Below are 21,639 nucleotides of genomic sequence, written 5' to 3' on the forward strand. Positions count from 1 at the left end.
TGCTGGGGCCGGGAATTATTTCGACAGTCGTGTGTGTTGCAAGATCGTTCTCACGCTCGCACCGGATCAGCGCAAAGCCGCTCGTCTTTGCCTGCCGGCCATTTCAACAAAAAGATTGAATAATCACACAAAATGTTATTTAAATAACAAAACAACAACGCCGGCCTCAGCCTGGCAAGCCGTCACAAGGTGGGATAGCAATGAGCAAGATCGCAGTCATCGGCAGCAATATGGTGGATCTGATCACCTACATCGACCGCATGCCGGCCCAGGGCGAGACGCTGGAAGCCCCGGGATTTGCCCTCGGTTGCGGCGGCAAGGGTGCCAATCAGGCGGTGGCTGCGGCCAAGCTCGGGGCAGATGTGCTGATGCTGACCAAGGTCGGCGATGACATGTTTGCCGACAACACCCTGGCTAACTTCCAGCGCTTTGGCATCGACACCCGTTACGTGCAACGTGTGCCGGGCGTGTCCAGCGGGGTGGCGCCGATCTTCGTCCAGGCCGATTCCCACAACAGCATCCTCATCGTCAAAGGCGCCAACGCCCATCTCGTCCCGGCGGATATCGACACCGCCGCGCCAGCCCTGCGCGAGTGTTCGCTGATCGTGCTGCAACTCGAAATCAATGTGGAAACCGTCTACCACGCCATCGCCTTCGGCCGCGAACACAACATTCCGGTACTGCTCAACCCGGCGCCAGCCTTGGCCGGCCTGAGCCGCGAACACCTGGCGCAGCTGGATTTCCTGGTGCCCAACGAGTCCGAACTGGCGCTGATCAGCGGCCAGACCGTGGACTCGCCCGAGTCCGCGCTGAACGCCGCGAAAACCCTGGTCGCCAGCGGCATCCGCCATGTGATCGTGACCCTCGGCGAGCACGGCGCGCTGTACGTCGGCGAAGAGGGTGAGTTTCAGATTCCCGGCCTGCGGGTTGCCGCCCGCGACACCACCGGGGCCGGCGATGCGTTCATCGGGTGCTTCATCCAGCGCTGGAGCCGCGATCGCGATATCCGTGCCGCCATGCTCGAAGCGGTCGCCTATTCCGCCTGCTCGGTCACCGGCCTCGGCACCCAGACTTCCTACCCGGACGCGCTCGCATTCGCTGAATTCCAGCGTCAATTCGACGACTGATACCGAATTGATTCACCCCTCAAAACCCACCCGGAGAACAACAATGACAAAGCCTCCGCTCCAACAGACGCCCGATGGCTTCTACCTGAACCGCACGCCCTGGTTCGCCTTCATTTTGCTGTGCAGCATCTTTGCGCTGTGGGCGGCAGCCGCGAGCATGAACGACGTGCTTATCGCGCATTTCAAGAAGGCCTTCCTGCTCAGCGACTTCCAGACCGCGTTCGTGCAGTCGGCGTTTTACCTTGGCTACTTTTTCGTGGCGATTCCGGCAGCGTTGGTGGTCCGGCGATTCAGCTACAAGACCACCATCCTCATTGGCCTGATGCTCTACATGCTCGGCTGCCTGCTGTTCTTCCCGGCGGCGTCCACCGCCAAGTACGGCATGTTCCTGCTGGCGCTGTTCGTGATCGCGGCGGGTCTGTCGTTTCTCGAAACCGCGTGCAACACCTATTCGACGCTAATGGGTCCACGGGAAACCGGCACCCGTCGCCTGAACATTTCCCAGACCTTCCACCCGTTCGGCGCGATGGCCGGGGTGTACGTCGGCAGTTTCGTGATGTTCAAGGACACTGATGCCTCCCGCGAACAACTCACGCAAATGAGCGCTTCCGACGCGGCGGTTCAGCAACTGCAAATGATCCAGTCCACCTTGCTGCCGTACAAATGGATGATCGCGGTGTTGGTGCTGATGTTTATCCTGATCGCCATCACCCGGTTCCCGGCGTGCAAAGGCGTGCAAACCGCTACCAGGAAAACCGCCAGCCTCGGTCAGAGCCTGTCGCGGCTGTGGGGCAACAAACGCTTCACCTTCGGCGTGCTGGCACAGTTTCTGTACGTTGGCGCGCAGGTCGGCGTGTGGAGTTTCACCATTCGCCTGGCCATGCAATTGGGTGGGATGAACGAGCGCAGCGCGTCGTGGTTTTTGCTGACCACCTTCGCCGCGTACTTCGTCGGCAAACTGATCGCCAACGTGCTGATGCGTAAACTGCACCCGGCCAAGGTACTGGCGGTGTATGGCTTGCTGTGCATCGTGTTGCTGGCCTACACCATTCTGGTGCCGAACATCACCGCGGTGTATGCGGCAGTGGGCGTGAGTGTGTTCCTCGGCCCTTGCTGGCCGACCATTTATGGCCTGACCATCGATGGCCTGGGTGAAGACACTGGCGTCGGCGGTTCGCTGCTGGTGATGAGCATCGTTGGCGGCGGGGTGATTCCGATCTTCCAGGGGCTGCTGTCGGATTACAGCGGCGGCAACATGCAACTGGCCTACACCGTGCCGTTGCTGTGCTTCATCGTGATCGTCGCTTATGCGGTGCGGTGCCTGCGTCATTCCACCCGCGAACGGTCATCGGTGGGCGTGGCGGTGACCTCATGAGTACGCGTATCAATCTCTACCCGGCGCTGTTTGGCGAAGCGCCGAAGACGCTGTTGGAATCCGAACAATTTAAGGTCAGCGCCAGCGTTTATCCCAGCGGCGTGCTGGCGCTGGAAATGAGCAACAGCCGTGGAAAACTGGTGGTGCTGCCGTACCAGGGCCAGATGATCTGGGACGCGGTGTTCGACGGCTGCGACCTGACCATGAGCAACCTGTTCAGCCAGCCCCGGCCGAGCCCCACGGTGATCGGCACCTACGGCTGTTTCATGTTCCACAGTGGCTTGCTGCGCAACGGTTGCCCGACGCCCGAGGACGACCATCCATTGCACGGTGAAATGCCCTGCGCGGCGATGGACCGAGCCTGGCTGGACGTCGGTGAAGACAGCGCCGGACCGTTCCTGCGCCTGGGTGGCGAGTATGAATACGCTCAGGGTTTCGGTGATCGCTATCTGGCGAGCCCAAGCGTGACCCTGCATGCCGACTCCGCGCTGTTCGATATCGCCATGACCGTGACCAACCTGGCAGGCAAACCCATGGACCTGATGTACATGGCCCACATGAACTACGCCTACGTCGAGGGCGCGCGGTTTATCGAACCACTGGGCTTTGAGCGGGTGCGCCTGCGCAGCAGCGTCCCGGCACACGTCAAACCGACGCCGGCCTGGAGCCATTACATGGAGCAATTGGCGCTGGAGCCAGAGCAGTTCCAGTGCCTGGACCGACCCGACCTCTACGACCCGGAGGTCGTGTTTTTCTTCGATGGCGTGCGCGCCGATGCCAACGGCGATGCGCATTTTCTGCTGAGCCATCCGGACGGTGCGGCCTTCTACACCCGCTATCGGCCCGACCAATTCGACCACGCCGCACGCTGGATCCTGCACAACGCCGATCAGCAAGTGGCGGCATTCGTCTTGCCCGCCACTTGCGAGCCGGAAGGCTATCGCGCCGAGTCCGCCAAAGGTCACGTGCGCGTATTGGCGGCGGGGGAGACGGCGGCGTTTACGGTAACCACCGGTTATCTGACTCAAGCCGAGCAACACGCCTTGATCAGATAATCAACTGCGCACCGCTGGCGGTAATGGCGTCGCGGTAGGCCTTGGGGATTTTCTTGTCGCTGATCACGTACTGGAAATCCCCAAGGTCGGCGAAATGCGCGGTGCGCACCGTGTCGAACTTGCTGTGGTCGGCCAGCAGCAACCGTTGCTGAGCCTGGCGCAGGACCTTCTGCTTGACCTCCACTTCATTGAAGTTGAAGCAGGTCACGCCGAAGTCCTGGCTGACCCCGGCGGCGGACACAAAGGCCCAGGTCAGACGCACGTTGTCGAGGATGCCGGTTTCGGTAGTGTTCTCGAACACCTGGTTCTTGCGATGGAACGTACCGCCGCAAACCACAATGTGGCAGTTGGGTTTTTGCGAGAGTTTGAGCAACACGTTGAGTGAGTTGCACACGGCGGTGAATTCGAGTTCGTCGGGAATGAAGTCCACCACGAATGGCGTGGTGGTGCCGCAGTCGAAAAACACCGTGTCGCCAGGCTGGATAAAGCGCGCGGCGAGTTTGCCGATGCGGCGTTTTTCCTCGACGTGCCGGGTGTCCTGTTCGGCCACGCGGTAATCGGCGGGTTCATTGCCGTCGTGGATTCGAGTGATGTAACCGCCGAGCAAGCGCAGGTGGTCGGTGTATTTGCTCAGGTCACGGCGCAGGGTCATTTCCGACACGTCCAGCAACGCGGCCATTTCGCGCAAGTGAATGGCGCTCTGGTCTTGCAGGGCTTGTTGAATCAGCTTGAGACGCTCGGCTTTTTTACTGTCCACAGGCATTCCGGGGTTGATTGTTGGTGTTATTTAAGTAACATTAAATGTGAGTTTTGTAACGTTTTTGCGCAAATGATCCTCGATTGTGGCGCAGGGGCATTTGAATATACAAACAGGAGTTTTTGCGATGGCCCATCTCCCACCCCAGGCACTGGCGCAGTACATCGATCACACCTTGCTGGCGCCGGACGCCAGCCGCGAGCAAATCGCCACCCTGTGCCGCGAAGCGGCGGAACATGGCTTCTATTCGGTGTGCGTGAATTCCGCGCAAGTGCCCCACGCCGCGCAGTGTCTGACCGGGCACAGCGTCAAGGTCTGCGCCGTGGTCGGCTTCCCGTTGGGCGCCGGCCTGAGCGACACCAAGGCCTTTGAAGCCGAGCGGGCGATTGCGGCCGGCGCGGGGGAGATCGATATGGTGTTGAACATCGGTTGGTTGAAGGACGGGTTGTTCGCTGAAGTGCAGGACGACATCGCCCAGGTCAAACAAGCCTGCGGCCGCGTGCCGTTGAAAGTCATCCTGGAAACCTGCCTGCTTAGCGACGCGGAAAAAGTGAAGGCCTGCGAAATCTGCCGCGAGCTGAACGTCGCGTTCGTCAAGACCTCCACCGGTTTCAGCCGCAACGGCGCCACCGTCGAAGACGTGGCCCTGATGCGCCGCACCGTGGGCCCGGTCATTGGGGTCAAGGCGTCGGGCGGCGTGCGCGATTACCCGACCGCCGTGGCGATGATCGAGGCCGGCGCGACCCGATTGGGCAGCAGCTCGGGCATTGCGATTGTCGGCGGCGCCCAAGCGGCGGGTGAGGGTTATTGAGTCAGCGTGCCTCCCGTGACTTCAAATGACGGACGAAGGGCCCCCGGCAGTGGGAGCTCCAAGGATTCGAACGCCGGGCGTTGGGCCGCGGGCAGCAGGAAACGTCCGTCAACGCCTTGTGCCATGAATTGCGCCTGGGTGATGGGGCGGGACAGAAAGTACCCCTGGGCTTCGTGACAACCGTATTGAGTCGTCAGTGCCAGGCATTGATAGTCCTCGATACCTTCCGCAACCGTGCGATAACCCAGGTCCCTGGCCAATTTAAAAATGGAGCTGGCGATGATCTGGTTGCGCGGGCTGCCGGGCAGGTCAGTGACAATCGATCTGTCGAGCTTGATCACGTTGGCCGGGATCTCGTGCAAATAGGCGAAATTGCTGTAGCCACTGCCGAAATCGTCAATCGCCACGTCCATGCCCAGCTCGCGCAACCCCTTGAGTTGCCGGATGACCTGTGGATTGGCGCGGATCCATTCGCCTTCGGTGATTTCGATTTCCAATCGGTGCGGCTCGATCCCGAAACGCAAACAGGCGAGCCTGAGAATTTCACCGATGTCCTGATCTTCAAAATCCTTGGGCGACAGATTGAGCGACACCCGGCACTCGACGTCCTCCCACAACGCCATAGTGCTTAAGGCTTGGTCGATGACCCAATGGGTCACTCGATTAATCAGACCATTGCGTTCCAGCACGGGAATGAACTCCGCCGGGGACACGGCGCCCAGTTCCGGGTGATTCCAGCGCAACAGGGCTTCGGCGCTGATCCGGCGGCCATCGAGCAGGTTGAAACGCGGTTGAAACACCAGATACATCTGGTCGGTGGCGAGCGCCCGGTCCACATCCCTGGCCAACGTAAACGCGCGACGCCAGGCACAGTCTCTGGCGATGTCGTAGAGCGCCCAGTGCGTATTGGCTTGACGGGCCGATTCCACCGCGTGCATGGCCTTGCGCAACAGGTCGGCGTGGGACAGTGGATCGTGATCGAAGATCACCATGCCGGCCCGTGGCGCGGGGCTGGTGAGGGCACTGTCCGATTTCGTCATGCCGCGCATTTGGTCGATCAACTGATGGACAAACAGTTCGTAGTCAGCCATCGAGGCGGGCAGCATGAAGCAGAACTGCCGGTCATTGACGTGGTAGGCGCAACTGATGCCGGCCAGGCTTTTTTTCAGGTGCCGGGCAATGTCGAGGATGATTGATCGCGTTGCCCCGGCACCCACCGCCAGGGTCAGTTCATGGCCGCGCTGTGAGTCGAGTGCATCGATCAGCACCATCACCCGTTGCTCGGTATCTGTTTGCAGACCCAGGTCGGTGAGGTCGGCAAAAAACTGCCGCTGATTGGGCAGGCCGCTCATCGGGTCATGGCAATCGGTGAGTTGCCGCTGTTCAATCTGGGCCATCACCATTTCGGCCAGGTCCTCTAACACCAGGCGTTCGCTGTCGCTCAGTTGCTTGGGTTCTTTATCGATAATGCACAGGCTGCCGATGCAGTGTCCGGCGCGAGTTCGCAGCGGGGCGCCGGCGTAAAAGCGAATTCCACCGGGGGCCGTCACCAGCGGATTGGAGCAGAAACGCGCATCCCTGGACGCGTCCTGAACATGCAGCACGCCGTTCTCGCCGATGGCATACGCGCAGAACGATTGGTCGATGGGGGTTTGCTCCTGGTCAAAACCGATGCGCGACTTGAACCATTGACGGTCTCGTTCCACCAGCGAAATCAGCACCGTGGGAACGTTGAAATAGGCGGCTGCCAGTCGGCAGATCCGGTCGAAGTTCTCCGATTCTGCCGTTTTTAGCCACTCCAGGGCTTGTACCGCGTCCAGGCGATGTTTTTCTAAATGATGTTCGTGCATGACGTGCTCCTGGAACGGACTCGGCGAATCAATTTAGCGCCCGGCGACGCTGACCTGATCTTCAAGGTTGCGCGCCCGGTTATTTCGAATGCATTGCGGTGCTGGCTTAGTGATATTACGGTGACATGTTTTTGGATATTCTTATACGTTTAAAGTTCTATGTATAAGATAATATTTTGTAATAGGCGGGACAGAGCCATATCAGCGCTTTATGGTGCAGATGTTGTACAACTTTTCCAAAAAAAGCCCGGTTCCTGGACGTCAGAAGCCGGGCGATGTGGATCCATGAGTCTCAATCCATCTGCAACACAATCTTGCCAATGTGATCGCCGGCCTCCATCCGCGCATGGGCCTGTGCCGCGTCGGTAAACCGGTAGACCTTGTCGATCATCGGCAAGCAACGCCCGGCCGACAGCACTGGCCAGACATATTCGTACAACCCTTGGGCGATGGCGGCTTTCTCTTCCCGAGTGCGCGAGCGCAGCAGCGAGCCGGTAATGATCGCGCGCTTGGCCATGATCGCCAGCAGATCAACACCGTCGGCATGGGCGCCGCCAAGGAAGCCCAGCATCACCAGTCGACCTTCCATGGCCAGGGCGGCGACGTTGTTGTTGAAGTACGAGCCGCCCATGATGTCGAGGATTACGTTGACGCCTTTGCCAGAGGTTTTTTCGGCGATGACCTGGACGAAATCCTCATCGCGATAATTGATTGCCCTGGCGCCGAGCTTGCGAATCGCGTCGCACTTTTCCTCGCTGCCGGCGGTGGCGAAGGCTTCGACGCCGAACTCGCGGCAGAGCATCAGTGCGGTGGTGCCGATGCCGCTGGTGCCGCCATGAATCAATGCCCGCTGACCTTTGCTGGCGCCGCCCATTTCAAACAGGTTGGCCCAGACTGTGAAGAAGGTTTCGGGAATCGCGGCGGCCTGAATCCAGTCCATGTCATCGGGGATCGGCAATGTCTGGCTGGCCGGGGCCACGCAATATTGCGCATAGCCGCCACCGTTGGTCAGTGCACACACCTTGTCGCCCAATACAAACTCACTGACCCCTTTGCCGACCGCCACCACTTCGCCGGCCACTTCCAGGCCGGGGTTCGGGTTCATGCCGGGTTTCATCGGGTACTTGCCGGCACGCTGCAGCACATCGGGGCGATTGACCCCGGCGGCGTATACGCGGATCAGCACTTCACCGGTGGCCACCTCGGGCATCGGCACTTCCTGTGGTTGCAAGACTTCCGGGCCGCCGGGTTGGGTGATTTCGATCAGGGTCATGGTGTGGGGCAGATTCATTTTTTGGGGTCCTGTGGTGAATGGATTGATAGATGGGATCGTATGTGGTTGCTGAAGATCAAAAGATCGCAGCCTCGTTTCACTTGGCAGCTCCTACTTAGCGCCTACGGGGTGGATGCGGTTCAATGTAGGAGCTGGCGAAGCCTGCGATCTTTTGATCTTGATCAACCGCATCGCCAACTCCAAAACCAATGCCATCACAATGGCCCCAGCCGCGATCACAAACAACAACGCGTGATGCCCGCCGCTGGCATTGAACATCGCCGAATAGGCAAACCCGGTCAGGGCCTGAAACGTGGCAAACGATACCGTGGCGCGGCTCCAGGCGATTTGCTGCTGATGGTGATTGGGCACCAACTCATGCACCCGGGCCAAGGCCAGCGGGACGATGCCCGGCGGGAACGAACCGAGGATGACCGCCAGCAGCGCCAAGGCCAGGAATGAGCTGGATATCGCCAGCAAACCCAAGGTGATCGCCTGCACCACTAACACAATCCGAATGCTCAACCGCGCACCCAGTTTGTCGGCGAGAAAACCATAGCTTACCGGCCCGACAATCGCCCCCAGGCCATACATGACCCAGATCAGCGCGCCGACGTGCGCGCCGGCGCCGAGACCACGGGCGACGAAGTCCACCAGAAACACCATCGCCGGCACCAGCCCTGCGGCCATAAACGCGTACTGGGCGAACAACAGATAAAGGCCCGGCGGGGTTGGCGAGGTTTCGCTGCCAACGTTAACCGGTGCGGCAGGTTGCGGTGTCGAGGACGGCCAGCCAAACCAGCTCGCGACGGTCAGCACCAGCGCCAGCAAGCCGAGGCCGAACCAGGTGTTCTGCAAACCCAGGCTCAGCAGCGGCGGCACAATCGTCCCCGAGCCTGCAATGCCCAGGCCGATGCCGAGGAAAATCGCGCCACTGGCCAAGCCCCGACGGGACACTGGCACATGAGGCAGCACGGTCGCAGCCACCAGCACCATGATCGCGCCACCGGCCACACCCGACAGCAAGCGCCAGCCGAAGAACCAGCTCACTGACAGTGGAAAGCCACAGGCAAAAAACGAGAGTGTCACCGCCAGCATCATCAGGCGCAGGGCGGTGCGGTTGCTCAATCGCCGGGCGAGCGGATGGCCGACCAGTGCACCGATCAGGTAACCGACCAAATTGGCCGCGCCGAGGTACACCACGTCACTGGCGGAAAACCACTGCGCCTGGATCAAGGAGGGAATCAGCGGTGTGTAGGCAAAACGCGCCAGGCCAATGCTGACCAGGCTGGCGCAGAGACCGGCGAAGATCGGCAGCCAAAGGGCGCTACACGAGGGGGTTGAGGTGCTGTGCATGAGAACGTTCCTGTGAGGTTATCTCTGGCGTCCAGCCTATCGAGTATTCTTGATGCAGTAATGCAGCGAATTCGCGCTACAGTGATGCAAATACGCATCGCAAGGTAAGTGTTATGAATTGGGATGATGCGCGGGTGTTTTTGGCGGTCTGCCGCGAATCGACATTGCGCGGCGCGGCGCGGGTACTGGGGGTCGATCAGGCGACGGTCGGGCGGCGGGTCACGGCGCTGGAGAAGTCCTTGAGTGCGACGCTATTTCTGCGCACCTCCGAAGGCTATGCGCTGACGGCAGTGGGCGAAGCGGCGTTGCAAGCGGTGGAGAAAATGGAGGTGTCGGCGCTGGAGCTGGAACGGCAAATCCAGGGCCTCGATGATCGGCTCACTGGCACGGTGCGGGTCAGCACCACCGACTCGCTGGCCATCGACTTCCTGATCCCCGCCATCGCGCGCTTGCACGGCAAACACCCGGATGTGCGGGTGCAACTGGACGCTTCCACGCAAATGATCAGCCTGGCCAAGCGCGAAGCCGATATCGCCGTGCGCAACGCCCGGCCGGACAACCCGGACCTGATCGCCCGGCGCATTGCGCGCTGGCCGGTGGGGTTGTTCGCCTCCCAAGGCTATGTTGACGCCCACGGCGTGCCGGAACCGGGTTCGGCGTTTGAAGGGCATGACCTGGTGGTGTATCAGCCGTATCTGGCGAGCAACAAGGAGATGACCCTGGTGTCGGAACCGCTGGCGCGGGGGCGGATTGTGTCGAGCCTGGGCTCTGGCCTGCTGGTGCGTCGATCCATTGCGGCGGGGATCGGGATTGGCGAGATTCCGGTGTACATGGGGGAGCGGGATGGGCTGGTCAGGCTGTGGCCGGAGCGCACGCGACCGGTGCCGTATGACGTGTGGCTGGTGACCCATGCGGACCTGCGGCACACGGCGCGGGTGAGGGTGGTGATTGATGAGATTGTCGCGGGGTTTTCCGGGACGGGGGAGTGAGGTGGGATAGATCAAAAGATCGCAGCCTCGGTGCCCTCGACAGCTCCTACAGGTTTGGGGTTCGCCGCGATTTAAGGGTGAACACCTTGCCCTGTAGGAGCTGTCGAGTGCAACGAGGCTGCGATCCCTTGATCTGCGCCGTTATGGCATTTCCGGCAATTCCTGCGGCCGCAAATCAAACACCAACACTTCGGCATCCACGCCATTGCTCAAGGTCAGCACCTGTTCTTCACGAACCCGTACGCCGTCACCTTCCTGCAACGGCACGCCGTTCAGTTCAACACTGCCGCGAGCCACATGCACATAGGCATAACGGTTAGCCGCCAGTTCCAGGGTGGCGCTTTCCTTGCCGTCGAACAGCCCGGCATACACCCGCGCATCCTGACGCACCGACAGCGAACCTTTCGCCCCGTCCGGGGAAATGATCAACTGCAAGCGACCGCGTTTTTTCTGGGTGCTGAAATGTTCCTGCTGATAACGCGGTTTGGCGCCGCTGACCTCTGGCACGATCCAGATTTGCAGAAAGTGCACGCCACGAGTGGCCGAGTGGTTGTACTCGCTGTGGGCCACGCCGCTGCCGGCGCTCATCAATTGCACGTCGCCAGGGCGGATCACCGAACCGGTGCCCAGGGTGTCCTTGTGTTCCAGTGCGCCTTCGAGCACGTAGGAGAAAATCTCCATGTCTCGGTGCGGGTGCTGGCCAAAGCCTTTGCCGGCCGCCACGCGGTCATCGTTGATCACCAACAGGTCGGAAAAACCCTGTTCTTTCGGGTTGCGATAGTTGGCGAAGGAAAAGGTGTGGAACGACTTCAACCAACCGTGATTGGCGGCGCCGCGATCCGAGGCTTTGCGAAGGGTCAGCATGATGAAATCTCCTGTCAGGACGTGAATTCGTCCGAGTGAGGAGAAGGTTAATGTTTACCGTTCGATGCAATAAGTAGATGAAAATTGAAATACTGTCCCTTTCAGGTTGACAGTTTTGTGCGCAAGTTCACGTATGCATCTTTGATACAAAGGCCATAATGCACAGCGAACAAAACCCTGTGGGAGCGGGCTTGCTCGCGAAGGCGGTGTGTCAGCGAACTCAATGCCAACTGACACGCCGCTTTCGCGAGCAAGCCCGCTCCCACAGGGTTCGGTGTTTAACAGACGACAATTCTCTTTTTATGATCCCAGTGACGTCCAACCCATGAAAACCGTGGCAATGGTGCTGTTTCCCAACTTTCTCCTGCTCGACATGGCCGGGCCGATGGAAGTGTTTTCCATCGCCAACCGTTATCTGGACCCGGCCGACCACTATGTGTTGTCGACGATCGGCACCGAGCACGGTCCGTTGCTTGCGTCCAATGGCGTCAAGGTCCACGCCGATGTCCATATCGATCAGGCTGGCGACGGTTACGACCTGCTGCTGGTCCCCGGCGGCCCCGGCGCCTATAACGAAAAACGCGAGCCGCTGCTGACCTGGCTGCGGGGGGCGGTTGCCCGTGCCGAACGTTATGGTTCGATCTGCACTGGCGCATTCGTGCTCGGGCATGCCGGGTTGCTCGACGGTTATCGCGTGACCACCCACTGGCATTACACCGAACGGCTGATCAAAGGCTTCCCCAAGGCCACGGTGCAGACCGATCAGATTTTCGTTGAGGACCGCAATCTCATCACCTCCGGCGGCGTCACGGCGGGTATCGACCTGGCACTGGCGGTGGTCGCTCAGGACCACGGCAAAAAAGTCGCCCAGGACGTGGCAAAGGTGCTGCTGGTGGTGATGAAACGCCAGGGCGGCCAGGCGCAATTCAGTCCGTTGATGGCCGCTGTCGCTACTCACGAAACCCCCATCACCCGCGTGCAGAATTACGTACTCGAACACCTCGACGAAGCCTTCAGCGTCGAACGCATGGCGGATATGGCGAACATGAGTGCACGGCATTTCGCCCGACTGTTTGCCCGGGAAGTGAACATGACGCCCATGGAGTTCTTGCAAAGTGCGCGTATCGACCGCGCGCGAAATATGCTGGAAACCTGCGACGCACCGCTTAAGACCGTGGCTTACAAAAGTGGCTTTGGCAGCGTGCGGCACATGCGCTTTTTGTTCAGTGAAAAGCTCGGTTTGATCCCGGCGCAGTACCGCGAACAGTTCAGCTAGAGCCGTTGTGTCCGTTATGCGCACCGCGATGTCCGTAATGATCCCTGTGCGGTCGTTGTGCGGTCATCGATGCCTGCCAAGATAGCCGTGAACTCTTTGCAATGGAGGTGCGGGAGCCTGGATGGACGTGCGCGACGGATCTTGCAGTACCTTGAGCCCTACCAGGTCTTCAGCACGTGAACGTGCATGAACAGCCTCAGAGAATTAACCAGCGAAGCGGTGCTGCGGTTCGGCCCCTACGCGTTCCACCCAAGCCAACGGCTGATCCTGGAAGGTGATCGGCCGCTGCGCATGGGCGGGCGAGCACTCGACATTTTGCAGGTGCTGGTCGAGCACGCCGGGCAAGTGGTCAGCAAAGACGAATTGATCGCTCGGGTCTGGCCGACGTCAGTGGTCGAAGAGATCAACCTGCGCGTGCACATTGCCGCTCTGCGCCGGGCTCTGGGCGACGGCCAGAACGGCGAGCGCTACATCGTCAACATTCCCCTGCGCGGCTACAGCTTCATCGCCCCGGTCGGGCAGGTGCTGGAAGCGCTGCCGATCTTCATCGACAGCGTGCACAAACCCCAGCACAACCTGCCGGCGCGACTCACCTCGATCACCGGTCGCGACTCGATCGTCGGCAGCGTGGTGCGCCAATTGCCGGTGCGACGCTTCATGACCCTGGTCGGCCCGGCCGGCATCGGTAAAACCACCGTGGCGCTGCGCGTGGCGGAGCTGCTGTTGCAGCACTACCGCGATGGCGTCTGGATCGTGGATCTGGCGACAGTCGACGATCCGGCGCAAGTCGTCGATCAACTGATTCAAACCCTGGAACTCGAGGCTGGCGTGACGGCACTGCTGCCACGGCATGCCTTGCTGGTGCTCGACAATTGCGAACACGTGCTCGACCGTTGCCGCACCCTGGTCGAGGAACTGCTGGCCACCGCGCCGCGCCTGTCGATCCTGGCCACCAGCCGCGAACCGCTTCAAGCGCTGGGTGAAACCGTGTTGCGTTTACCATCCTTGGCGGTGCCGCCGTCCTCGGCGTTGTGCAGCGTGGCCGAGGTCATGGGCTATTCGGCGGTGCAGTTGCTGGTCAGTCGCGCCCGCGCCCGGCAACAGGGCTTTGCCCTGCGTGAACAGGATCTCAAAGCCGTGCGCGACATCTGTCGGCGCCTCGATGGCTTGCCTCTGGCCATTGAACTGGCCGCCGCGCAAATCGATGCGCTGGCGCTGGTCGGGTTGCAGGCGCAACTGGGTAATTGCTTTCAACTGCTGACCCAGGGCCGACGCACGGCGGTGCCACGTCACCAGTCCCTCAAGGCAGCGCTGGACTGGAGCTATGAGCGGCTGAGCCCGCTGGAGCAAACGGTGTTGCAGCGTCTGGCGGTGTTCAAAATGGCCTTCACCCTCGACGCCGCCATTGGCGTGATCAGCAGCGCCGACCTGCCGCCCGTGCACCTGTTGGAAACGGTGGAGCAATTGGCGCGCAAATCACTGTTGTCGGTGGAGCAGGGCAGTGGCGTGCCGCGCTATCGTTTCTTCCACACCACGCGCACCTATGCCCTGGAAAAACTCGAACGCAGCGGCCAAATGCGGGCGCTCGAACGGAGTCATGCGCACTACATCAGCCGGGCACGCTGGATCTCAGGCGTGCAATTGCCCGCTGAGCTCATCGAGTAAACGCCGGACTTTCGTCAGGTCCGGCGTGGCAAAACCTTCGGTGAACCGGCCATAGATCGGCGCGAGCAATTCGTAAGCGCGCTGAACCTCGCCTTGGCGCTGCCAAAGCTGCGCCAGTGAGGTGGCGCTGCGCAGTTCCCAAGCCAGCGCCCCCTGACTTTTCGCCACCGTCAACGCCTTGAGCAGCACCGCCTCGGCTTCGCTGGGTCGTGAGTCGGCGAGCAATGCATCGGCCCGTCCCCGAAGAATCTCCGCCGTGCTCCAGCCCGCCGCACCGCTTTGCGCCCGAACCCACAACGCCTCATCAACCAGGCCGCCGTCCAGCGTCACCATGATCTCCTTGACCAGACCGCTGTTCGCTTGCGCCGGTAATGGCGCCTCGGCGCCGTCAATCACCCGCGCGTACTGCCGGGCCCAGTTGTAGAACAGCAGCACCGAATGCTTTTGCGCCTGTTCCAGCAACAGGCGCACAAGATCGCGGGCGGTGGTGCTGTCGCCGTTGTAATGGGCGATCAGGCATCCGGACAGCGCGAGGGTGTAGCAAATGGACGTGCCGTGGTTGATCTGGATCGCGATGTCCAACGCCTGGCGAGCGGTGCGCCAGGCTTGTTCCGGCTGGCCTTGCAGCCAGAGGATTCGGGCCAGAATCGTCAGGGACGCGACACTCTGGTCGTACTGCACGCCAAAACCGTGGGTGAAACGGTTGAGGTGGCCGCTCTGGGCCATGCGCTGGATGACCTGTTCGGCATTCTCCCGGGCCTGTTGCTGATCCCCGGAAAAGTGCAGCGCCAGCACCCGCAAACGCTGTGTGCTCAAGGACAACAGCGCATCGCCCTGCAACCTGAGTCGGTCGAATGTGCGGGTCTGTTCCAGGGCCATTTGATAGTTGCCGCAGCACAGATTGACCGCCATGTGCCCGGACACCGCACGCAACTGACCGGCAACGTCTTCGCAGCGTTCAGCCAGTGCTTTGGCGCTGACGAAGGCGTCGATGGTCTCGGCGCTGCCCCCCTGGGCGTGGTAGCAGGAGCTGCCGAGAGCGAGCTTGAGCGATAGGGTCAGGCGAGGGCAGGGCTCGGCGGCGGCGTCGAGCAGCGCCAAAGCCCGGCGCACGTACACGCCGTGCTCCTTGAGCAACGACAGTTCCTGCCACAGCGGCATTGAACTGGCGGTCAAGCGGATCGCCAGCATCTGCGGCCCGTTCGCGTGCAAACCCCATTCGAGGGCGGCGCGGATGTCCTCCAGGCTACGGGCGTAACGCTCGATCCACAGGTGGGTGGGGGTTTGCTCCCAGTCGGTCTGCGCTTGTTGCATCAAGGCCAGGCAGCGCTCGGCGTGGCGTTGACGGGTCTCAGGCAGTTCGGCGGCCAAGTGAAGTTTTTCCAGGGCGTAGCTGCGGGTGGTGTCCAGCAGGCGATAAAACACCTCCTCATCGCCAACTTCTACGTTCAACAACGACTTGGCCACCAATTGCGTGATCGAGCCAAACACCACATTGGGTTCGATACGCTGGCCAACGATCACGGCCGCCGCCGACTCCAGGGTGAACCCGTCCCGGAACAGCCCCAATCGGCGCAGGCAGGTTTGCTCGCAGGCACTGAGCAATTCGAAGCTCCAGTCCAGTGTCGCGCGCAGGGTCTGATGGCGGCCCAACGCTGTTTGCGAGCCTTGGGTCAGCAGCCGGAAACTGCCTTGCAGTTGCGTCAGCAAACCCTCGATACCGAGGTCGACGACTTGCGCCGCCGCCAGTTCGATGGCCAACGGAATACCGTCCAGCCGCTGGCAAATCTCAATCGCCAGGGGCAGTTCTTCATCGCTCAGTTCAAAGCTGTCATGGCTGGCCATCGCCCGCTCGACGAACAATTGCAGGGCGGAAAAACTCAGGGCCTGGGTACGGTCGAGTACGGCGATGGGCGGCGGGCAGTCCAGCGATTCCAGGCGTTGCACGTATTCGCCTTCGGCCCGCAGGCTCTCGCGGCTGGTGGCCAGAATGTGCACCTGCGGTGCGCTGCGCAGGATGCTTTCGCAAAGCAGCGCAATCGCATCGATCAGGTGTTCGCAGTTATCGATCACCAACAGCATCTGCCGTTCGCGCAGGAAGCTCGCCAAGCCATTCGTCGGCTCAGCGTCGTGCAGGGACAGGTCCAGCAGTGTCGCCAGGTGTGCGGTGATCATTGCCGGGTCATTGAGCGGCGCCAGGTCCAGCAGGCGAATGCCGTCGCGATAGTCGCCGATCAGTTGCTCGGCCACTCGCAGGGCCACGGTGGTTTTGCCGATGCCGCCGGGCCCGACCAGGGTGATGAACCGCTGGCGGGCCAGGTGCGTGACCACGCTGTCCACCAAGTGCTGACGGCCGATCAGGCGCGTGCGGCGCACCGGCAGGTTATGCCGGCGCGGTTCGTAAACCGTGTTGTCGGGTTGTTGCCCGGCGGACTCCAGGGAATAGGGCGCGACAAAACTATAGCCGCGCTGCGCCACGGTGACGATGTAGCGCTGGCCGGCCTGGCCGTCGCCCAAGGCCTTGCGCAGCGCCGCCATGTGCACCCGCAAATTGATGTCTTCGACGATGCTTTTGGGCCAAACCCGGGCGATCAATTGCTGCTTGCTGACCACGTTCCCGGCGTGCTCCAGCAGGATCAACAGAATGTCCATGGCACGCCGCCCCAGGCGCACGGGCTGGTCGCCTTCGAGGATCAGACGTTGTCCGGGATAGATCCGGTAAGGGCCGAAATGCAGGGCCTGTTCGGGTGGAAGGGTCAACGGGTCACTCCTGCTTGCATCCGTCTAGTACGCGGTTTCCGAGCATATTCCTCAGGATTGTTCGTCAGCGCAATGAGGGCTCGAGTGACTGTCAGGTGTTCGCTGCGACTGCCGCGTTCCTCGCCTCGGTCGCCGCTGCGTATTTACGGGCTGCGAGTGTGACAAAAAGGCGATTGGACCGTGAGGCGCGGTTTTGAAAATTAACAACGTTTAACTCGTCGAGCGTCAGGTCTACGCCCAAAACTCTAGGGCTTCAAGTCCAACGAAGATCACTGTCTTCGCGCTGTAAAAGGAATGGACACCTCTGGAGGATGCCGGAATGAGCGATGTGGTGGTGGTCTATCACAGTGGCTACGGGCACACCCGCGTCATGGCCGAAGCCGTGGCGCTGGGCGTGGAGCGGCACGTGGGCAGCACCTGTCGGCTGATTTCGGTGGAGGACGTCGAGACCCAGTGGGAGCACCTGCACCGGGCCGACGCGATCATCTTCGGCGCCCCGACCTACATGGGCAGCGCCTCGGCGTCCTTCAAAGGCTTTATGGAGGCCACGGCGGCGTTTTACCTGGCTCAGCCCTGGCGCGACAAACTCGCGGCCGGCTTCACCAATTCCGGCTGCTTGTGCGGCGACAAACTCAACACCTTGCTGCAGATGGCGGTGTTCGCCGCCCAGCATTCAATGATCTGGGTCGGCCTCGACGTGCTGCCGGCCCGCAGCAGCACCGGCCTGTTCGATGGGCAGCTCAATCGCCTCGGCAGCTCCCTCGGTGCCATGGCCCAGTCGAATGTCGAGCAGTCCCCCGACGACGCGCCACCGCCCGAAGATCGCTGCACCGCCGCGCTCCTGGGCGAGCGGGTCGCACGCCTGGCCGAACGCCTGCATCACTCACCGATTTGATACATCCCCCCAAAAAGGAGCACGCCACATGAGCACATTCACTACCCGCGACGGCACCGAGATTTACTACAAGGACTGGGGCACCGGTCAGCCCATCGTGTTCAGCCACGGCTGGCCGCTGAACGCCGACAGTTGGGAAGCGCAGATGATCTTCCTGGCCTCCAAAGGCTTCCGGGTCATCGCCCACGACCGTCGTGGTCATGGTCGTTCCAGTCAGCCGTGGACCGGTAATGACATGGACACCTACGCCGACGACCTGGCGCAGTTGATCGAATTGCTGGACCTCAAAGATGCCGTGCTGTTTGGCTTCTCTACCGGGGGTGGCGAAGTGGCGCGCTACATCGGTCGCCACGGCACTGGCCGGGTCGCCAAGGCCGGGCTGATTTCCTCGGTGCCGCCGCTGATGCTCAAAACCGAAGCCAACCCGGGTGGCCTGCCGATCGAAGTGTTCGATGGCATTCGCCAGGCCTCCCTGGTCGACCGTTCGCAGCTCTACAAGGACCTCGCCGCCGGCCCGTTCTTTGGCTTCAACAAACCGGACGCCAAGCCTTCCCAGGGCATGATCGACTGGTTCTGGCTGCAAGGCATGACCTCGGGTCACAAGAACGCCTATGACTGCATCAAGGCCTTCTCGGAAACCGATTTCACCGAAGACCTGAAGAAGTTCGACGTGCCGACCCTGGTGGTGCATGGCGATGCGGATCAGGTGGTGCCGATTGAAGCGGCGGGGATTGCTTCGGCCAGACTGGTCAAGGGCTCGACGCTGAAGGTCTATCCAGGCGCGCCCCATGGCCTGACCGATACCCATAAGGACCAGCTCAACGAAGATCTGCTGGCGTTCTTGAAGGGCTAAGCAGGATCAAAAGATCGCAGGCTTCGCCAGCTCCTACATGGGAATGTGAACACCCGTAGGAGCTGCCGAAGGCTGCGATCTTTTGCTGTTGAAGGAAGGGGCGCGCACCACTTGGCAGCGCCAGGCAAACGGGTTGATCCCTTCGCTGCGAGTGAAGATGTGGCAGAAGTGCGCCTGATCGCAAAAGCCGCATTCCAGGCTGATTTGCGTCAGGGTCAGGTCGGTGTCCTGGATCAGTTGCTTGGCTTTGGCGATGCGCTGGCAGCGAATCCAGTCTTGTGGCGAGAGCCCGGTGCTGCACTTGAACGCCCGGGAGAAATGACTGCGCGACAGCGCGCAGGCGCGGGCCAGTTCGGTCACTTCCAGGGGCTCGCTGAGACGGTCGAGGATCAGTTGCTTGACCAGGTTTTCGCGCCAGGGCGCGAGGCCGCCGGTGGTGCTTTTTTGCACTGGGGTGGCGGGCGCCCTGACGGCGTTGAACTGAACGTGAGCCATGACAAATATCCGTGTCGGTGGGAATGCGCGGGCGCACTGCACGGTGGATCAGCACCTTCCCTTTTGAAGAAAACAGGTCTGCGCAGAGGACTTCATTCTTGGGCGCGAGGGGCTCGCCGGCGAGTTAAACGTTGTTAATTCCGCGTCCGGCCCATGGCGAAGAAACGCGCTAACTCAGCACATCGCTGCAAGTGTGCGGGGGCGCGCTCATGCAAGATGGGGCACGTTCGGCGGGCCTTGGCAGACCGCTTTCCTCCGGTACATCAATGGTGAAGGCATGAAACATTCTCTGGTTGGCACACTGGGCCTGGCGATTGCGCTGGCTTCCGGTATTTCCTTGGCGGCGGCACCGGCTCAGGTCGGCACCCAGGCGCCGGGCTACTTCCGATTGGCGGTGGGTGAATACGAAGTCACCGCGCTGTTCGACGGCTACAACGACCTGTCGCCGAAACTGCTCAAGGGCCTGACCCAGAGCCAGATCCGCGCGCTGCTGGCCCGGCGCTCGATTGAAACGCCCGGCGTGCAGACCGCGTTCAACGCGTTTCTGATCAACACCGGCAAGCAACTGATCCTGGTGGACACCGGGGCAGGGCAGTGCATCGGCGCAACCGCCGGCATGCTCTCGGACAACATGAAAGCTGCCGGCTACCAGCCGGATCAGGTCGACACGATCCTGCTGACTCACCTGCACCTGGACCACGTCTGCGGCTTGGTCGATGGCCAGCAGAAACCGGTCTTCGCCAACGCCATGGTCTACGCCGCCAAGGCTGAAGCCGATTACTGGCTTGATCCGCAGGCCATCGCCAAAGCCCCCGAAGGGGCCAAGCCGTACTTCAAAATCGCTCAGGATTCCACAGCGCCTTACGTCGCGGCGGGGCGCTTCAAAACCTTCGATGCCGGCCAGTCGCCGGTGCCGGGTGTCGAGGCTACGCTGGAAGCCGGGCACACGCCGGGCAGCACCACGTACCGCTTCACCTCCCAGGGCCAGAGCATTTTGTTCATGGGCGATCTGGTACATAACCTGGCGGTGCAATTCCTCCACCCCGAGGTTTCAATCGGTTTTGACGTCAACAGTCAGCAAGCGATCAAGAGCCGCAATCAGGTCTTCACCGACGCGGCTGTCAGCAAAACCTGGGTAACCGCCGCGCACTTGCCGTTCCCCGGCATTGGCCACATCGCCGCCGAGGGCAAGCATTTCCAATGGGTGCCTGTGGAGTACGGTCCGTACAAACGAGCGGCTAAAGTGCCGTTGATCGAGTAGAGTTCCGAGAACCCGTGCCTGGCTGACCACCCAAATGGACCGTCCCTATGAATCGTAATGATCTGCGCCGCGTCGACATGAACCTGCTGGTGATTTTCGAAGCCCTGATGTTCGAAAAGAACCTGACCCGGGTCGCCGAAAAGCTCTTTATGGGCCAACCGGCCGTGAGTGCGGCGTTGGGGCGTTTGCGTGATCTGTTCGACGACCCGTTGCTGCTGCGCAACGGTCGCGGCATGGAGCCGACGGCGCGGGCGCTGGCGATCCTCAAGGAACTGCAACCGGCGATGGACGTGATCTCCGGAGCGGTCAGCCGTGCCAAGGAATTCGAGCCGGCCAGCAGCTGCGATGTGTTCCGCATCGGGCTGTCGGACGACGCCGAGTTCGGCTTGTTTCCACCGTTGCTCAGTCAATTGCGCGAAGAAGCGCCGGGCATCATCGTCGTGGTGCGCCGGGCCAACTACCTGCTGATGCCGGCGTTGCTGGCGTCCGGGGAAATCTCCGTGGGTGTCAGCTACACCACCGATTTGCCGGCCAATGCCAAACGCAAAAAACTGCGGGACATCCCCTGCAAAGTGCTGCGCGGCGACAAACGCCCCGGCCCGCTGACCCTGGACGAATACTGCGAACGGCCCCATGCGATGGTGTCGTTCTCTGGCGACCTGAGCGGCAACATTGACCTCGACCTGGCGAAGATCGGTCGCTGCCGCCGCGTGGTGCTGGGCGTGCCGCAATTCAGCGGCTTGCGCGCATTGCTCGCTGGCACCGAGATGATCGCCACCGTGCCTGATTACGCCGCGTGTGCTTTGGTTGAAGGCTGCGCATTGCGCGCCTAAGATCCGCCGTTCCCCATCGAAGCCGCGCAATTGTCGATGGCCTGGAGCGGGGTGCACGACAACGATCCCGCGGAGAAATGGCTGCGCTCACGTATCAGCCAATTCATGTCCGAACCCCTCAACATCCCGGCGCCGTAATGTGGG

The 21,639-nt window shown here is 61.3% G+C and carries 18 protein-coding genes; 11 read left to right on the forward strand and 7 right to left on the reverse strand.

What is annotated here, in order from left to right; translation table 11 throughout:
- Window positions 1-200: 200 nt before the first annotated feature.
- Genes rbsK through V5E99_RS04525 form a run of 3 tightly spaced genes read left to right on the forward strand, consistent with a single transcriptional unit; the run spans window position 201 to window position 3,557 of the window.
- A complete protein-coding gene (gene rbsK / locus V5E99_RS04515; RefSeq protein ID WP_499801267.1) occupies window positions 201-1,127 on the forward strand; it encodes a ribokinase in 927 nt (308 codons plus the stop codon).
- A 43-nt stretch (window positions 1,128-1,170) separates the two neighbouring features.
- On the forward strand, window positions 1,171-2,502 hold the full coding sequence (gene fucP, locus V5E99_RS04520) for an L-fucose:H+ symporter permease (RefSeq protein WP_499801269.1): 1,332 nt from the start codon (window positions 1,171-1,173) through the stop codon (window positions 2,500-2,502).
- Window positions 2,499-3,557 (forward strand): aldose 1-epimerase family protein, encoded by a 1,059-nt coding sequence (locus tag V5E99_RS04525; protein WP_499801270.1) that lies wholly within the window; start codon window positions 2,499-2,501, stop codon window positions 3,555-3,557. The genes fucP and V5E99_RS04525 overlap by 4 nt, the downstream gene beginning before the upstream one ends.
- On the opposite strand, the gene deoR is transcribed toward V5E99_RS04525, so the two are convergent.
- On the reverse strand, window positions 3,550-4,314 hold the full coding sequence (deoR, locus tag V5E99_RS04530) for a DNA-binding transcriptional repressor DeoR (RefSeq protein WP_499801272.1): 765 nt from the start codon (window positions 4,312-4,314) through the stop codon (window positions 3,550-3,552). The genes V5E99_RS04525 and deoR overlap by 8 nt on opposite strands.
- A gap of 127 nt (window positions 4,315-4,441) precedes the next feature.
- On the opposite strand from deoR, the gene deoC reads away from it, so the two are divergent.
- Window positions 4,442-5,125: a deoxyribose-phosphate aldolase gene (gene deoC / locus V5E99_RS04535; protein WP_499801274.1), complete on the forward strand. Its 684-nt coding sequence runs from the start codon at window positions 4,442-4,444 to the stop codon at window positions 5,123-5,125.
- On the opposite strand, the gene V5E99_RS04540 is transcribed toward deoC, so the two are convergent.
- From V5E99_RS04540 to V5E99_RS04550, 3 genes are all read right to left on the reverse strand, one after another.
- A complete protein-coding gene (locus V5E99_RS04540) occupies window positions 5,119-6,975 on the reverse strand; it encodes a sensor domain-containing diguanylate cyclase (protein ID WP_499801275.1) in 1,857 nt (618 codons plus the stop codon). The genes deoC and V5E99_RS04540 overlap by 7 nt on opposite strands.
- Window positions 6,976-7,267: 292 nt before the next feature.
- Window positions 7,268-8,248, reverse strand: coding sequence for an NAD(P)H-quinone oxidoreductase (locus V5E99_RS04545; RefSeq protein WP_499801503.1), 981 nt, complete (start codon window positions 8,246-8,248; stop codon window positions 7,268-7,270).
- Window positions 8,249-8,359: 111 nt separating this feature from the next.
- The gene (locus V5E99_RS04550; RefSeq protein WP_499801276.1) at window positions 8,360-9,604 is read right to left on the reverse strand and encodes a YbfB/YjiJ family MFS transporter; all 1,245 of its coding nucleotides are present in this window, start codon (window positions 9,602-9,604) and stop codon (window positions 8,360-8,362) included.
- Window positions 9,605-9,717: 113 nt separating this feature from the next.
- Between V5E99_RS04550 and V5E99_RS04555 the strand changes: the two genes are divergently transcribed.
- On the forward strand, window positions 9,718-10,593 hold the full coding sequence (locus V5E99_RS04555) for a LysR family transcriptional regulator (RefSeq protein WP_499801277.1): 876 nt from the start codon (window positions 9,718-9,720) through the stop codon (window positions 10,591-10,593).
- A gap of 141 nt (window positions 10,594-10,734) precedes the next feature.
- Here V5E99_RS04555 and V5E99_RS04560 read toward each other — a convergent pair whose 3' ends face one another.
- On the reverse strand, window positions 10,735-11,457 hold the full coding sequence (locus V5E99_RS04560; RefSeq protein WP_499801278.1) for a pirin family protein: 723 nt from the start codon (window positions 11,455-11,457) through the stop codon (window positions 10,735-10,737).
- A gap of 325 nt (window positions 11,458-11,782) precedes the next feature.
- On the opposite strand from V5E99_RS04560, the gene V5E99_RS04565 reads away from it, so the two are divergent.
- Together V5E99_RS04565 and V5E99_RS04570 are read left to right on the forward strand one after the other, a co-directional pair.
- Window positions 11,783-12,733 (forward strand): GlxA family transcriptional regulator, encoded by a 951-nt coding sequence (locus V5E99_RS04565; protein ID WP_499801279.1) that lies wholly within the window; start codon window positions 11,783-11,785, stop codon window positions 12,731-12,733.
- Window positions 12,734-12,919: 186 nt separating this feature from the next.
- On the forward strand, window positions 12,920-14,398 hold the full coding sequence (locus V5E99_RS04570) for an ATP-binding protein (RefSeq protein ID WP_499801280.1): 1,479 nt from the start codon (window positions 12,920-12,922) through the stop codon (window positions 14,396-14,398).
- Here the strand turns inward: V5E99_RS04570 and V5E99_RS04575 are convergent.
- On the reverse strand, window positions 14,363-17,158 hold the full coding sequence (locus tag V5E99_RS04575) for an ATP-binding protein (RefSeq protein WP_499801282.1): 2,796 nt from the start codon (window positions 17,156-17,158) through the stop codon (window positions 14,363-14,365). The genes V5E99_RS04570 and V5E99_RS04575 overlap by 36 nt on opposite strands.
- Before the next feature lie 319 nt (window positions 17,159-17,477).
- Here V5E99_RS04575 and V5E99_RS04580 point away from each other — a divergent pair, with 319 nt between their 5' ends.
- Both V5E99_RS04580 and V5E99_RS04585 read left to right on the forward strand, forming a co-directional pair.
- A complete protein-coding gene (locus V5E99_RS04580; protein WP_499801284.1) occupies window positions 17,478-18,053 on the forward strand; it encodes a flavodoxin family protein in 576 nt (191 codons plus the stop codon).
- Entirely contained in the window at window positions 17,941-18,906 is a 966-nt protein-coding gene (locus tag V5E99_RS04585) for an alpha/beta fold hydrolase (protein WP_499801285.1), read from the forward strand. The genes V5E99_RS04580 and V5E99_RS04585 overlap by 113 nt, the downstream gene beginning before the upstream one ends.
- 33 nt (window positions 18,907-18,939) lie before the next feature.
- On the opposite strand, the gene V5E99_RS04590 is transcribed toward V5E99_RS04585, so the two are convergent.
- A complete protein-coding gene (locus tag V5E99_RS04590; protein WP_499801287.1) occupies window positions 18,940-19,401 on the reverse strand; it encodes a helix-turn-helix domain-containing protein in 462 nt (153 codons plus the stop codon).
- 277 nt (window positions 19,402-19,678) lie between these two features.
- Between V5E99_RS04590 and V5E99_RS04595 the strand changes: the two genes are divergently transcribed.
- Both V5E99_RS04595 and V5E99_RS04600 read left to right on the forward strand, forming a co-directional pair.
- Complete coding sequence (locus V5E99_RS04595; RefSeq protein WP_499801289.1) at window positions 19,679-20,662, forward strand: MBL fold metallo-hydrolase; 984 nt, start codon at window positions 19,679-19,681, stop codon at window positions 20,660-20,662.
- 47 nt (window positions 20,663-20,709) lie between these two features.
- Window positions 20,710-21,495 (forward strand): LysR family transcriptional regulator, encoded by a 786-nt coding sequence (locus tag V5E99_RS04600; RefSeq protein ID WP_499801291.1) that lies wholly within the window; start codon window positions 20,710-20,712, stop codon window positions 21,493-21,495.
- The last annotated feature ends 144 nt before the right edge of the window (window positions 21,496-21,639 follow it).

This window comes from Janthinobacterium sp. LPB2021202312-11-4 (genome assembly GCF_037049705.1).
Classification (GTDB): Bacteria; Pseudomonadota; Gammaproteobacteria; order Pseudomonadales; family Pseudomonadaceae; genus Aquipseudomonas.